This is a genomic window from Nocardioides stalactiti, from assembly GCF_014180715.1.
Classification (GTDB): domain Bacteria; phylum Actinomycetota; class Actinomycetes; order Propionibacteriales; family Nocardioidaceae; genus Nocardioides; species Nocardioides stalactiti.
This window is the reverse complement of record NZ_JACEFC010000067.1, coordinates 10333-24152: the sequence shown is the minus strand read 5'-3', so window position 1 is coordinate 24152 and position 13820 is coordinate 10333. Positions and strand designations below refer to the sequence as shown.

Annotated in this window: 12 protein-coding genes; 7 read left to right on the top strand and 5 right to left on the bottom strand. The window is 70.1% G+C overall.

Annotated features, from left to right (window positions below; genetic code table 11):
• Positions 1 to 355: FadR/GntR family transcriptional regulator (locus tag H0487_RS13940; RefSeq protein ID WP_220793396.1), on the bottom strand; the 355-nt coding region annotated here is incomplete at its 3' end.
• 107 nt (positions 356 to 462) lie between these two features.
• Here H0487_RS13940 and H0487_RS13935 point away from each other — a divergent pair.
• From H0487_RS13935 to H0487_RS13915, 5 genes are read left to right on the top strand one after another with little or no spacing between them, the layout of a single operon-like run.
• Positions 463 to 1914 (top strand): gamma-aminobutyraldehyde dehydrogenase, encoded by a 1452-nt coding sequence (locus tag H0487_RS13935; protein ID WP_183094836.1) that lies wholly within the window; start codon positions 463 to 465, stop codon positions 1912 to 1914.
• Entirely contained in the window at positions 1911 to 2969 is a 1059-nt protein-coding gene (locus tag H0487_RS13930) for an ABC transporter ATP-binding protein (RefSeq protein WP_183094835.1), read from the top strand. Before H0487_RS13935 ends, H0487_RS13930 begins: the two co-directional genes overlap by 4 nt.
• Positions 2970 to 3022: 53 nt before the next feature.
• Entirely contained in the window at positions 3023 to 4231 is a 1209-nt protein-coding gene (locus H0487_RS13925; protein ID WP_183094834.1) for an ABC transporter substrate-binding protein, read from the top strand.
• Positions 4232 to 4238: 7 nt separating this feature from the next.
• Positions 4239 to 5138 (top strand): ABC transporter permease, encoded by a 900-nt coding sequence (locus H0487_RS13920; RefSeq protein WP_183094833.1) that lies wholly within the window; start codon positions 4239 to 4241, stop codon positions 5136 to 5138.
• The gene (locus H0487_RS13915) at positions 5138 to 5944 is read left to right on the top strand and encodes an ABC transporter permease (RefSeq protein ID WP_183094832.1); all 807 of its coding nucleotides are present in this window, start codon (positions 5138 to 5140) and stop codon (positions 5942 to 5944) included. The genes H0487_RS13920 and H0487_RS13915 overlap by 1 nt, the downstream gene beginning before the upstream one ends.
• 14 nt (positions 5945 to 5958) lie before the next feature.
• Here the strand turns inward: H0487_RS13915 and H0487_RS13910 are convergent, their stop codons facing one another.
• Both H0487_RS13910 and H0487_RS13905 read right to left on the bottom strand, forming a co-directional pair.
• Positions 5959 to 8487 carry a glycoside hydrolase family 65 protein gene (locus tag H0487_RS13910; RefSeq protein ID WP_183094831.1) on the bottom strand — a complete coding sequence of 843 codons (2529 nt, stop codon included), beginning with the start codon at positions 8485 to 8487 and terminating at the stop codon, positions 5959 to 5961.
• Positions 8484 to 9215 carry a beta-phosphoglucomutase family hydrolase gene (locus H0487_RS13905; RefSeq protein ID WP_183094837.1) on the bottom strand — a complete coding sequence of 244 codons (732 nt, stop codon included), beginning with the start codon at positions 9213 to 9215 and terminating at the stop codon, positions 8484 to 8486. Before H0487_RS13905 ends, H0487_RS13910 begins: the two co-directional genes overlap by 4 nt.
• Before the next feature lie 103 nt (positions 9216 to 9318).
• Between H0487_RS13905 and H0487_RS13900 the strand changes: the two genes are divergently transcribed.
• A complete protein-coding gene (locus H0487_RS13900) occupies positions 9319 to 10626 on the top strand; it encodes a cytochrome P450 (protein ID WP_183094830.1) in 1308 nt (435 codons plus the stop codon).
• Positions 10627 to 10636: 10 nt separating this feature from the next.
• Here the strand turns inward: H0487_RS13900 and H0487_RS13895 are convergent, their stop codons facing one another.
• Together H0487_RS13895 and H0487_RS13890 are read right to left on the bottom strand one after the other, a co-directional pair.
• A complete protein-coding gene (locus tag H0487_RS13895) occupies positions 10637 to 11449 on the bottom strand; it encodes an ABC transporter permease (protein ID WP_183094829.1) in 813 nt (270 codons plus the stop codon).
• Entirely contained in the window at positions 11446 to 12453 is a 1008-nt protein-coding gene (locus H0487_RS13890; protein ID WP_183094828.1) for an ATP-binding cassette domain-containing protein, read from the bottom strand. The genes H0487_RS13895 and H0487_RS13890 overlap by 4 nt, the downstream gene beginning before the upstream one ends.
• A 120-nt stretch (positions 12454 to 12573) precedes the next feature.
• Between H0487_RS13890 and H0487_RS13885 the strand changes: the two genes are divergently transcribed.
• Positions 12574 to 13812, top strand: coding sequence for a cytochrome P450 (locus H0487_RS13885; protein WP_183094827.1), 1239 nt, complete (start codon positions 12574 to 12576; stop codon positions 13810 to 13812).
• Positions 13813 to 13820: the final 8 nt, after the last annotated feature.

Genomic DNA, 13820 nt, shown 5'->3' with positions numbered 1-13820 from the left:
CGGCGTAGTGGTCGCCGAGGTCGCGCAGCTCGAGCAGGCTGAGCTCGGCGAGGCGGCGCTTCGCGAGCGACGCCGGTCCGTCGGCCGGGGCTCGCACGAAGCTGCCGCCGCCGCGCCCGCGCCGGGTCTCGATCAGCCCCTCCTGGCGGAGCACGGAGAGTGCTTCCCGGATGGTCACCGTCGAGACCCCGAACTGCTGGGCGAGGTCGGCCTCGCCGGGAAGCTGCTCGGCGTCGGGCAGCAGCCCGAGCGCGATCGCGTCCATGAGCCGTCGAGCGACCAGGGCCGATCGGCTGGTGCTCTCGAGCGGCGCGAACACGGCCGCTGTCGCGCGGCCGTAGAACTGGATCGCCACTGGTCTCCCCCTCGTGTGCCGTTGCCTCCGAAGCCTGGCGAACGGCGGATAACGAATTGTGCACCACCCATTGCACTTTGAAAACTGATCTCATAGGTTTTCGGGCCATGGGTGATCAAGAACGCGTGGTCCGCAACGTGATCGACGGCAAGCCGTGCGACGCCTCCGCCGGGCGACGGACCGAGCTGGTCGAGCCCGTCCGGGGTGAGGTGTTCGCGACGGCACCGGCCTCGGACGCCACCGACGTGGCGCAGGCTTACGACGCCGCGGACCGGGCCCGCAGTGGCTGGGGCCGCGCGACACCGTCACAGCGCCAGCAGGCGATGCTCCGGCTCGCCGAGCTCGTGGCCGAGCACGCCGACGACCTCGTCGACGCCGAGGTCGCCAACACCGGCAAGATCCGATCGCTCACCCGGAGCGAGGAGCTCGACGTCGCCGTCGACCAGCTGCGGTTCTTCGCGGGAGCCGCGAGGATGCTCGAGGGTCGTGCCGGCGGCGAGTACCTGGCGGGCTTCACCTCCTACGTAAGACGGGAGCCGATCGGCGTCGTCGGTCAGGTGACGCCGTGGAACTACCCGCTGATGATGGCGGTCTGGAAGATCGGTCCAGCCCTGGCGGCCGGCAACACGATCGTCCTCAAGCCGAGCGACACCACGCCGGTGAGCACCGCGCTCCTCGCCGAGATCGCCCAGGAGGCCCTGCCGCCGGGCGTCCTCAACGTCGTGTGTGGCGACCGCGACGCTGGCCGCGCCCTGGTCGAGCACCGCACCCCCGGCCTGGTGAGCATCACCGGTTCCACCCGGGCCGGGATCGAGGTCGCGCGCTCCGCGTCGGCCGACGTGAAGCGGACCCACCTCGAGCTCGGCGGCAAGGCGCCTGCGGTCGTCTTCGCCGATGCGGACCTCGCCGAGGCTGCCGAGGGGATCGGGATCGGTGGGCTGTTCAACGCGGGCCAGGACTGCACGGCCGCGTGCCGGGTGCTGGTCCACGAGGACGTCCACGACGACCTGGTCGCCGCGCTCACCGGATGGATCAAGGGCAACGCCCGCCCCGGCCTGCCCGAGGACGACGACGCGCTGTTCGGTCCGCTCAACAACGCCGCCCAGCTGGCGCGGGTGCAGGGCTTCTTCGCCGACCTGCCGAGCCATGCCTCGGTGGTCCTGGGCGGTGGCCGCCCCGACAGCCTTCCCGACACCGGCTTCTACTTCGACGCCTCGGTGGTGACCGGGGTGCGCCAGGACGACCGGATCATCCAGGAGGAGGTGTTCGGCCCGGTCATCACGGTCCAGTCCTTCGCGACGGAGGAGGAGGCGGTGGCGCTGGCCAATGGCGTCCCCTACGGCCTGGCATCGTCGGTGTGGACGGCTGACCACGGCCGCGCGATGCGGCTCTCGGCCGACCTCGACTTCGGCTGCGTGTGGGTCAACGCCCACATCCCGCTGGTCGCGGAGATGCCGCACGGCGGTTTCAAGATGTCGGGCTACGGCAAGGACCTCTCGGCGTACTCCGTCGAGGAGTACACCCGGGTCAAGCACGTGATGTCCGCGGTGGGCCGATGAGCAGCCCCGCCCCCGCGCGCAACGGCGCGCCGGCCATCGCGATCCGCGGGCTGCGCAAGGAGTTCGGCAGCGTCGTGGCCGTCGACGAGGTCGACCTCGACATCGCCAACGGCGAGTTCTTCTCGATGCTCGGCCCCTCCGGCTCCGGCAAGACGACGGTGCTGCGGATGGTCGCCGGGTTCGAGTCGCCGACCGCCGGGACGATCGAGCTCGGCGGCGTCGACGTCACCAAGGACGCGCCGTTCTCCCGCGACGTCAACACCGTCTTCCAGGACTACGCGCTCTTCCCCCACATGACGGTCGCGCAGAACGTCGAGTACGGGCTCCGCGTCAAGCGGGTGCCGCGCGCCGAGCGCCGGACCCGCGCCCAGGAGGCGCTCGAGCGCGTCCAGCTCGGGGAGTACGGCGCCCGCCGCCCTGGTCAGCTCTCCGGCGGCCAGCGCCAGCGCGTCGCCCTCGCCCGGGCCCTGGTCAACCGGCCGCGGGTGCTCCTCCTCGACGAGCCGCTCGGGGCGCTCGACCTCAAGCTGCGCCGGGAGATGCAGGTGGAGCTCAAGCAGCTCCAGCGCGACCTCGGCATCACCTTCCTGTTCGTGACGCACGACCAGGAGGAGGCGCTCACGATGAGCGACCGGATCGCGGTCTTCAACCAGGGCCGGATCGAGCAGGTCGCCTCACCGCGAGACCTCTACGAGCTGCCGGCCACACCGTTCGTGGCCGGTTTCGTCGGCACGTCCAACGTGCTCGACGGGGACGCCGCGATCAAGCTGCTCGGCGAGCCGGGCACCTTCAGCGTGCGGCCGGAGAAGATCCAGCTCCACCTCGACGCCTCCCACGTCCCGACGCAGCACGCGGTCACCGCCGCAGGCGTCGTGCGCGAGGTCGTCTACCTCGGCTCTGCGACCCAGAGCATCGTCGACCTCGACCACGGCGGATCGCTCATCGTGCTCCGCCAGAACCAGCAGTCGTCCGAGGAGGGCGACGTGGCGGGCCGGGGCGCACATGTCCATCTCAGCTGGCGGCGCGAGCACACCGTGCCCGTCACCGCCGGCTGAGTCCGCCCCCTCTTCCACCCCTCTCCCAGCACGCAGAACGACAAGGAGCAGTCATGACTCATCGCAAGGTCCGGTGGCACCGGATCGTGGCCGCCTGTGCGGCAGTGACCCTGGTAGCCGCCTGCGGCACCGAATCGTCCGACGACAAGGACTCCGCCGGCGGGGCCGGCTTCGAGGCCCCCGACCTGCCGCAGCTCGAGGAGATCGGCGACGGCGAGGGCGAGGTCAACATCCTGGCGTGGCCCGGCTACGTCGAGGACGGCTCCACCGACCCGGCGGTCGACTGGGTGACCCCCTTCGAGGAGGCCACGGGGTGCCAGGTCAACGTCAAGACGTTCGGCACGTCCGACGAGGCCGTCAACCTCGTCAAGACCGGTGAGTACGACGTCGTGTCGGCCTCGGGCGACGCGTCCCTCCGCCTGATCGCGGCCGGTGACGTCGAGCCGGTCAACACCGACCTGATCCCGAACTACGCGGACGTCTACCCGTTCCTCAAGGACCGCGACTGGAACTCCGTCGACGGCCAGATGTACGGCGTCCCGCACGGCTACGGCGCCAACCTGCTGATGTACCGCACCGACGTCGTAGAGCCGGCGCCCACCAGCTGGAGTGCCGTGTTCGAGGAGGACTCGCCGTACGCGGGCAAGGTGACCGCCTACGACTCGCCGATCTACATCGCCGACGCCGCGCTCTACCTGATGGAGCACGAGCCGGACCTCGGCATCGAGAACCCCTACGCCCTCGACGAGGACCAGCTCGCGGCCGCGGTCGACCTGCTCAAGCAGCAGCGTGAGCTGATCTCGGAGTACTGGTCGGACTACCTCAAGGAGGTCCAGGCCTTCACGACGGGTGACTCCGTGATCGGTACGACGTGGCAGGTCATCGCCAACGTCGCCCAGGGCGAGGACGTCCCGGTCGAGGTCGTGCTGCCCGAGGAGGGTGCGACCGGTTGGTCGGACACCTGGATGGTGATGACGGAGTCGGAGCACAAGAACTGCGCCTACCTGTGGTTGAACCACATCATCAGCCCGGAAGCCAACGCCGGTGTGTCGGAGTACTTCGGCGAGGCGCCGTCCAACCCGAAGGCATGCGACCTCGCCAGCGAGGGCCACTGCGAGACCTACCACGCCGGCGAGGAGGACTACGCCGAGCAGATCTGGTACTGGACGACGCCGGTGGAGCAGTGCCTCGACGGCCGGGAGGACGTGAAGTGCACGGACTACGGCGCCTGGACCCAGGCCTGGACCGAGGTCAAGGGCTGATCGATCGATGACCAGCGTCTCCGAGGGCACCCCTGAACAGGTGTCACGCCACCAGGTGTCGACCGTGCTGCACCGCCGTCCGCGGCTGCGGCTCGGGCTCCTCATCGGACCACCGATGCTGTGGCTCGGTGTGGCCTACCTGGGTGCCCTCGGGGCGCTGTTCATCACCTCGTTGTGGGGGCAGAACCCGTTCACGGGTGACGTCGTCCGCGAGTGGAACCTCGACAACTTCCGGCTTCTCTTCGAGTCCGAGGTCTATCGCACGATCACGATCCGCACTCTCGGGATCGCTGCGCTGGTCACGGTGGTCGACATCGTGATCGCGTTCCCGGTGGCCCTCTACATGGCCAAGGTCGCGTCCCCGCGGATGCAGCGGATCCTCGTCATCGCGGTGCTGACGCCGTTGTGGGCCAGCTACCTGGTCAAGGCCTACGCGTGGCGGATCATGCTCTCCGAGAACGGCGTGATCAGTGACCTCGGCGGGCTGCTCGGCCTCGACACCCCGGGCTACGGGCTGACGGCGACCGTCGTCACGCTGGCCTACTTGTGGCTGCCGTTCATGATCCTGCCCATCTATGCCGGGCTGGAGCGGCTGCCCGACTCGATGCTCGAGGCGTCGATGGACCTTGGCGCCAAGACGGGTCACACGTTGCGGCGGGTCGTCCTGCCCGCAGTGTTCCCGGCGGTCGTCGCGGGCTCGATCTTCACGTTCTCGCTGTCGCTGGGCGACTACATCACCGTCAAGATCGTCGGTGGGGCCAACCAGATGCTCGGCAACGTCGTGTACGACAACGTGGGTGCCGCCAACAACCTGCCGTTCGCGGCAGCGGTGGCCACGATCCCCGTCGTGATCATGCTCGTCTATCTCGCCGCGGCTCGCCGTACCGGCGCCCTGGAGAACGTCTGATGACCATGTCACCGGCGTTCAAGGTCACTCTCCGCGTCCTCACCGGCCTCGCGCTGCTCGTCATCTACGTGCCGCTGCTGCTGGTCGTGCTCAACTCGTTCAACGCCAGCCAGACCTTCGCGTGGCCGCCGGAGGACTACACCCTCGAGTGGTGGCGCAAGGCCGTCGACAGCCAGGGGGCAAAGGAAGCGGTCGTCACCAGCGTCCAGGTGGCGCTCATCGCGTCCGGGATCTCGTTGGTGCTGGGAACCATGGCCGCGATGGCGCTCCAGCGCTACCGGTTCTTCGGGCGCGACACGGTGTCCCTCCTCATCATCCTGCCGATCGCCCTGCCCGGCATCGTCACCGGGATCGCGCTCAACAACGCCTTCCGGACGGTCTTCGGGCTCGACCTCGGCTTCCTGACGATCGTCGTGGCGCACGCGACCTTCTGCATCGTCACGGTCTTCAACAACGTGCTGGCCCGACTGCGCCGGATGGGCACGAACCTCGAGGAGGCGTCGGCCGATCTGGGGGCGTCCACCTTCACGACGTTCCGGCTGGTGACGTTCCCGATGATGCGCTCCGCCCTCATCGCCGGCGGCCTGCTCGCCTTCGCCCTGTCGTTCGACGAGATCATCGTGACGACCTTCACCGCGGGCGCGCAGCAGCAGACCCTCCCTATCTGGATCTTCAACAACCTGTTCCGGCCCAACCAGGCGCCGGTCGTCAACGTGGTCGCGGTGGTCCTCATCCTGCTGTCGGTGATCCCGATCTGGATCTCGCAGAAGCTAGCCGGCCCGACGGATGGCCTCGCCGGCCGCTGACGCGCCGGCCGTGGTCAGTCGCCGGTCGGGACGGTCGCCGTGATCACGGTGCCGTCGGCGCGTTGGATCCCGGCGGGGTTCGGCGGTCCGCCCTCCAGCTTCGGTCCCTGGTGGTCGAGGGGGACCACGACCGGCGCGTCGGCCCGCACGGTCACGATCTCACCGCGCACGTCGAAGCTCAGCGGCCCGGGGCCTTCCTCGACCACGAGCTCGAGCTCGTCGGTGCGGACGGTGACGCGCACCCGGGTGCCGTGCAGGGTGACTCGGTAGACCAGCGAGCTCCAGGAGGACGGGAGGCGCGGGTCGATCTGCCACTGCTGCTCACCGTTGTCGGACCCGTGGTCGCGGAACCCGCCGAACCCGCAGGCGAGCGCGCTCCAGACGCCGCCGAGCGAGGCGACGTGGACGCCGTCGGAGGTGTTGTTGTGCCGGTTGTCGAGGTCGACGAAGAGGGCGGCGTGGAAGTAGCGCAGCGCTAGCTCGGCGTAGCCCACCTCGGCCGCGATGATCGACTGCACCACGGCCGACAACGTGGAGTCGCCGGTCGTGATCGGGTCGTAGTAGTCGAAGTCGGCGCGCTTCTGCTCGGCCGTGAACTCCTCACCCTGCAGGAAGAGCGCCAGGACGACGTCGGCCTGCTTGAGCACCTGGAACCGGTAGATCACCAGCGGGTGGTAGTTCAGGAGCAGCGGCCGCTTCTCCAGCGGCGTGTTCTCCAGGTCCCACATCTCCCGCTCGAGGAAGTGGGCGTCCTGCGGGTGGATGCCGAGGAAGTCGTCGAACGGGATGGCCATCGCGTCGGCGCACTCCGACCACTCGATCGGCTCCTCGGTGTCCAGCCCCGTACGGCGGACCATGTCGGCGAAGGCGCCGGGATCGTCCCGCTCCAGCTGCCACACGGCGCGAGCGGCCCGCCGCAGGTTGAATCGCGCGAGCACGTTCGTGTACAGGTTGTCGTTGACCACGGTCGTGTACTCGTCCGGGCCGGTGACGCCGTGGATGTGGAACGTGCGTCGGGTCTCGTCCCGCCAGAAGCCGAGGTCGGCCCACAGTCGGGCGGTCTCGACCAGGATGTCCACCGCCTCGCGGGCGAGGAAGTCCAGGTCGCCGGTGGCGCCGACGTACTGGCTGAGCGCGAACGCGATGTCGGCGTCGATGTGGTACTGCGCGGTGCCGGCCGCGTAGTAGGCCGACGCCTCGTTGCCGTTGATGGTGCGCCACGGGAAGAGTGCCCCGCGCTGGGACAGCTCGCGGGCGCGCGAGCAGGCGTAGGGCAGCAGCGAGTAGCGGAAGCGCAGCGCGTTGCGGGCGGCCGTCGGCATCGTGTACGTCAGGAAGGGCATGACGTAGATCTCGGTGTCCCAGAAGTAGTGGCCACCGTAGCCCGAGCCGGTCACTCCCTTCGCGGGGATGCCCTGGCCCTCGGCGCGGGCCGCCGCCTGGCACAGCTGGAACAGGTTCCAACGGGTGGCCTGCTGGAGCGCGGGCTGCCCGGCGATCTCGACGTCGCTGCGGGACCAGAAGTCCGCGAGCCAGGCCCGCTGCTCGTCGTACTGGTGGTCTACGCCCTGCTCGGCGGTGCGCGCGAGCGTGCGCTCGCACCGGTCGATCAGCTCGCGCGGCGGCACCGAGTCGGCGGTGTGGTAGCTGATCAACTTGGTCAGGCGGATCGGCACGCCGGGCTCGGCGGCGACCCGGTAGAGCACCTTCGCCGTGTCCTCCTCGGCGTGGACCTCGAGGGAGTATGGCGACGTCGTCTCCAGGTCGTGGTCGGCGACGACCCCGATCGTCATCCCGCTCTCGACGGTGCGGTAGCCCAGCCCGATCCGGCCGGCATGAGGCTCGCTGGCGCCGGCGGCGAAGTGCAGGACCGGGTCCAGCACGCGGTGCTCGAACCGCTCGGCCTTGCGCGGGTCGGTGGTGACCGGTGCAGCCGCGACCAGGTCCTCGACCGGGGTGTCCTGCCGGTTGAGGAGCTGGGAGGAGATCGCCACCGACGCCTTCTCGTCGAGCACGGTCACCTCGAAGCCGATCACCGCCAGGTGCCGCTGGGCGAGCGGCACCATCCGCGAGCTGCGGACCTGCACTCGCTTGCCACCCGGCGTGCGCCATACCAGGTCGCGGCGCAGCACACCGCTGCGGAAGTCGAGCGACCGCTCGTACTCGAGGAGGTCCGCCACGGACAGGTGGAGCGGTTCGTCGTCGACGTAGAGGCGGACCACCTTCGCGTCCGGGGCGTTCACGATCGTCTGCCCGACCCGGGCGAAACCGAACGCCTCCTCCGCGTGGAGGATCGGCCAGGTCTCGTGGAAGCCGTTGACATAGGTCCCGTCCACGTGGGCGTCGCGGCTCTCGGAGTAGTTGCCGCGCATGCCCAGGTAGCCGTTGCCGACCGCGAACAGCGACTCGGTGGTGCCCAGGTCGGCGGCGTCGAACCGGGTCTCGACCAGCCGCCACTCCTCGACGGGGAACCGGGTGCGGTCGAGCGGGTCCGCGACCGGAGGCGCGACGTGGGACGGGCCGTCCGGCGGGGGCGCGTTCACCTCGCCGCCCCGTCGTCCGGGAGCAGCTGGGCCAGGTCGGTGACGACGATGTCGGCACCTGCGTCGGTCAACGCTGCCGCCCCGGCACCGCGGTCGACGCCGATCACCAGGCCGAAGTCGCCGGCCACACCGGCCCGGACGCCGCTGATGGCGTCCTCGAGGACGACCGAGCGCGCGGCACCCGCGCCGAGGTCGGCGGCTGCGGCGAGGAACGTGTCCGGGGCCGGCTTGCCCTCGAGGTGCCGCTCGGCGGCGACCCCGCCGTGCATCACGGTCGCGAAGTAGTCCGTGATCCCAGCCGCGGCCAGCACCACCGGTGCGTTCTGCGAGGACGACACGATCGCCATCGGCAGGCCACGCTCGCGGAGCGCGTCGAGGAGGCGCCGCGACCCCGGGTACGCGTCGACGCCGTCGGCGGCGAGCACCTTGTTGAAGTAGCCGTTCTTGCGGTTGCCGAGGCCGCACACGGTCTCTTCCTCGGGTGGATCGGTCGGCAGACCCTCGGGGATCTCGATGCCGCGGGCGCGCAGGAAGGACCGGACGCCGTCGTACCGCGGTTTGCCGTCGACGTAGGCGTAGTAGTCCTCGTCGGTGTACGGCCGCTGCCCGCCGACGCTCGTGAGGTAGTCGTTGAACATCGAGGACCACGCGCGCATGTGCACCTCGGCGGTCGGTGTCACCACCCCGTCGAGGTCGAACAGAACGGCGTCGTACTCGTTCCAGCGCACCCTGTCCACGCGTGCAGCCTAGGGGAGGGTCAGGGGTGGGTCGGGGACAACTGGGTAGGAGTACTCACGCGCCGACCGCGCCCGGGATGATGGAATGTCGCCCATGGTGCTCCCCCTGGATCTGCTCGGACCGGTCAAGCGCCGGGTCGGCAAGTTCCTGCTCGAGCGCACGATGCGTGACGGCATCGACCTCCGCAAGCTGCGCTTCCTGCCCGACTCCTTCAAGCTGCCGATCCAGCGCGACGGGCTCGACCCCCTGCCCGCGCTGATGCAGGCCCAGGCCGACGACCCGGTGAAGAAGCTGGCGACCATGTTCGGTCGCGGCATCTGGCTGGTCAGCGGGTACGACGAGGCGAAGGAGGTCCTCGCCGGGGACCCGGGTGTGTGGTCCAACGACCTCGGCCAGTTCGTCTCCCAGGAGGGGCGTTCGGAGGAGGAGCAGATCGGGGGGCTCGGCATGACCGACCCGCCGCTGCACACCCAGCTGCGCAAGTACCTCACCCCGGAGTTCACGATGCGCCGGCTCGCCCGGCTGCAGCCCGGCATCGAGGCCATCGTCGACGCCCGGCTCGACGCGATGGAGGCCGCCGGTCCCGAAGTGGACCTGGTCGACCAGTTCGCGTTCGCCGTCCCGTTCGACGTCATCTGCGACCTGCTCGGCCTGCCGGTCGAGGACCGCGCCCGCTTCTTCGAGCTCGGTGTCGCGCGGTTCGACCTCAGCCAGGGCGGCGCAGGCGCGTTCGGCGCCCAGGCCCACACCCGCGACTTCCTCATCAACGCCGTCCGCCAGCAGCGCCAGGACCCGGGTGACGGCCTCATCGGTGCTCTGCTCCAGGAGCACGGCGACGAGCTCGACGACGTCACGCTCGGCGGCATCGCCGACGGGGTGTTCCTCGGCGGCTACGAGACCAGCGCGAGCATGCTCGCCCTCGGCACCTACCTGATCGCCTCCGACCCGGAGGCCGGCCGGATGCTGCGGTCGGACCCGGCGTCGGTCGACAAGGTCGTCGAGGAGCTGCTCCGCCACCTGGCCGTCGTCCAGCTCGCGTTCCTCCGGTTCGCCAAGCAGGACGTCGTCGTCGGCGGGGTGACCATCAGCGAGGGCGACGCGGTCGGGGTCTCGCTCCTGGCTGCCAACCGCGACCCGCGACTCGGCATCGACCTCGACACGTTCGACCCGAATCGCGAGCCGGTGCGCCACCTGTCCTTCGGCTGGGGCATGCACCGCTGCGTCGGTGCGGAGCTCGCCCGGATGGAGCTCCGCACCGCGCTGCGGATGCTGGCCGAGCGCTACCCCGACCTGTCGATGGCCGTCGACATCGGCGCCCTCGACTTCCGCAAGCTCTCGGCCGTGTACGGCGTCGAGGCGCTCCCCGTGCTGCTGTACGGCGAGCTCGAGGAGTCCGCCTGATCCGCCGCGGCTACTTGCTCGTCGACAGCCGGTACTGGCGCACCGACAGCGGCGCGAAGACGGCGACGATCGCCGCGGCCCACAGCAGCGAGTAGACGACCGGGTTCTGCATGGCCCACGAGTCGGGCACCGGGACGCCGGCTGCGGTGTTGCCGAACAGCTCGCGGCACGCCTGGGTCACCGTGGAGACCGGGTTCCACTCCACGAACGTCTGGAGCGGACCGGAGAACGACTCGGTGGGCACGAAGGCGTTGGACACGAACGTCAGCGGCATGATGACGACGAACGAGGCGTTGTTGACGACCTCGACGCTCGGCACGATGAGTCCGACGTAGGCCATGATCCAGCTGATCGCGTAGGCGAAGACGAGCAGCAGCACGAACCCGAGGAGCGCGTCGGCGATCCCCTCCCGGATCCGCCAGCCGACCAGCAGGCCGGTCAGCGCCATGATCACCAGCGAGATCACGTTGTAGACCACGTCGGACGTCGTCCTGCCGACGAGGACCGCCGAGCGCGACATCGGCAGCGACCGGAACCGGTCGATGATGCCCTTCTGCATGTCGTCGGCCAGCCCGTAGCCGGTGAACGTCGCCCCGAACACGACCGTCTGGGCGAAGATCCCGGGGACCAGGAACTCCTTGTAGTCCACGTTGCCGGGGACGTCGATGGCACCGCCGAAGACGTAGGCGAAGAGCAGCACGAACATGATCGGGCTGATGAGGACGAAGACCAGGATGTCCGGCACCCGCTTGATCTTGATGACGTTGCGTTGCGCGACGACCCATCCGTCGGAGAGGGCGCTGGCGAGGGACTGCGTGCTCATCGGCTGAGCTCCTTCTCGGTCTCGTCGGTGGTGGCGCCCTTGCTGCCGTTGACCTCGCGGTCCTCGGCCGCGTGTCCGGTCAGGGCCAGGAACACGTCGTCGAGGGTGGGCCGCCGGAGGCCGACGTCGAGGACGGTGACCGTCTCGCGCTCGAAGCCTTGGAGCACCCGCAGCAGGTCGCCGGTCGGGCTGCCTCCGACCGCGGCGGTGAGCTCACGCCCGTTGTCACCCACGCGGACGCTGTCGACGGCGACCTCGGTCAGGACGCGCACGGCCGCCTCGCGGTCCTCGGCGTCGGCGAGGACGACCTCGATCCGCTCGCCGCCGGTGCGGGCCTTGAGCTCGTCGGCGGTGCCCTGCGCGATCGCACGCCCGTGGTCGATGACGAGGATGTCGTCGGCCAGTCGGTCCGCCTCCTCGAGGTACTGGGTCGTGAGCAGGAGGGTGGAGCCGCTGGCGACCAGCTCACGGATCACGTCCCACATCTGCTGACGGCTGCGGACGTCGAGCCCCGTGGTCGGCTCGTCGAGGATGAGCACGGGCGGCTCGGCCACCAGGGCGCCGGCCAGGTCGAGGCGACGGCGCATGCCGCCGGAGTAGGTCTTGGACGGCCGGTCGGCGGCCTCGGTGAGGTCGAACCGCTCGAGCAGCTCGCGCGCCCGGGCCTGCGCCTGCGCCTTGCCGAGGTGATAGAGCCGGCCGACCATCACCAGGTTCTCGTAGCCGGTGAGGTGCTCGTCCACCGCGGCGTACTGGCCCGAGAGCCCCATCCGGGCGCGCGCGCCTGCGGGGTTGGTCAGCACGTCGACGCCGGCGATCTCCGCTGAGCCGGCGTCCGGCTTGATCAGGGTCGTCAGGCACTTCACGGCCGTCGTCTTGCCGGCGCCGTTGGGTCCGAGCAGCGCCAGGACCGTGCCTTCGGGGACGGTCAGGTCGAGCCCCGCGAGGGCCTCGACGTCCTTGTAACGCTTCACCAGTCCGCTCGCGCGGATCATGTCGGTCATTCGTCTTCCCTCTCCAGTTCCCCCGATGTCGTACCAACCTAGGGACCACCGCCGACATCCGAACTCATCGCAGGACGGACACCTCTCGACGACAACGAGAACCTGTTCCATTCTTTGCCGATGGGGTTCGAGTCGACGGCCGCGCGCTACGTGCCGGGCGGGGGTGCCGCCTGGCGCGACCCCTGGCCGGCCTACGCCGCGCTCCGCGACAACGACCCGGTGCACCACGTGGTTCCCGCCGGACGGCCCGACCACGACTTCTTCGTGCTGTCCCGGCACGCCGACGTCCTCGCGGCGGCCGTCGACGCCGCGACCTTCAGCAGCGCCCGCGGTCTCACGGTGGAGTACGACGAGCTCGACCGGATCGGCCTCGCCGACAACCCGCCGATGGTGATGACCGACCCGCCGGTGCACACCGCGTTCCGGAGGCTCGTCGCCCGTGGGTTCACCCCGCGCCAGGTGGCCGAGCTCGAGCCGGTCGTCCGGGCGTTCGTCGTCGAACGTCTCGAGCGGCTCCGTGCCACGGGTGGCGGCGACATCGTCGCGGAGCTCTTCAAGCCGCTGCCGAGCCTGGTCGTCGCCCACTACCTCGGGGTGCCCGAGCCGGACCGTGAACGCTTCGACGAGTGGAGCAACACGATCATCGCCGTCGACAGCGGGGCGCCCTCGGAGATCGCCGACGCCGCCGGGGCGACGGTCGAGCTGATGGCGTACTTCACCTCGCTCATGGAGCGGCGGCGGTCCGAGCAGGCCGCCGGCGCGATGCGTTCCGACACGATCTCCCACCTGGTCGCGGCGCTCGACCCGCAGGACGGCGAGGCCGGCAGTGACGCGATGGCGGTGCTCGGGTTCGTCTTCACGATGGTGACGGGTGGCAACGAGACGACGACCGGCCTCCTCGGCGGGGCGCTCGAGCTGCTGGTCGACCACCCCGACCAGCACGAGGAGCTGGTCGAGACGCCGAGCCTGGTGCCGGTCGCGGTGGAGGAGATGCTGCGCCTCACCTCGCCGGTCCAGGCACTGGCGCGCACGACCACCCGCGACGTCGAGCTCCACGACACCCTCGTCCCGGCCGGGCGCCGGGTGCTGCTGCACTACGCGGCGGCCAACCGCGACTGGCGCAAGTACGGCGCCGATGCCGAGCACCTCGACATCCGCCGCCGCCCCGGCCAGGTCCTCACCTTCAGCCAGGGCCACCACCACTGCCTCGGCGCCGCGGCAGCCCGTCTCCAGGCCCGGGTCACGCTCGAGGAGATCCTCGACCGCGTCCCGCACCTCACCCTCGACCCGGACGCCATCGAGTGGGCGCCCGCGACCTACGTCCGCCGCCCGCTCACGATGCCGGTCTCGATCGACTAGGCCGCTGC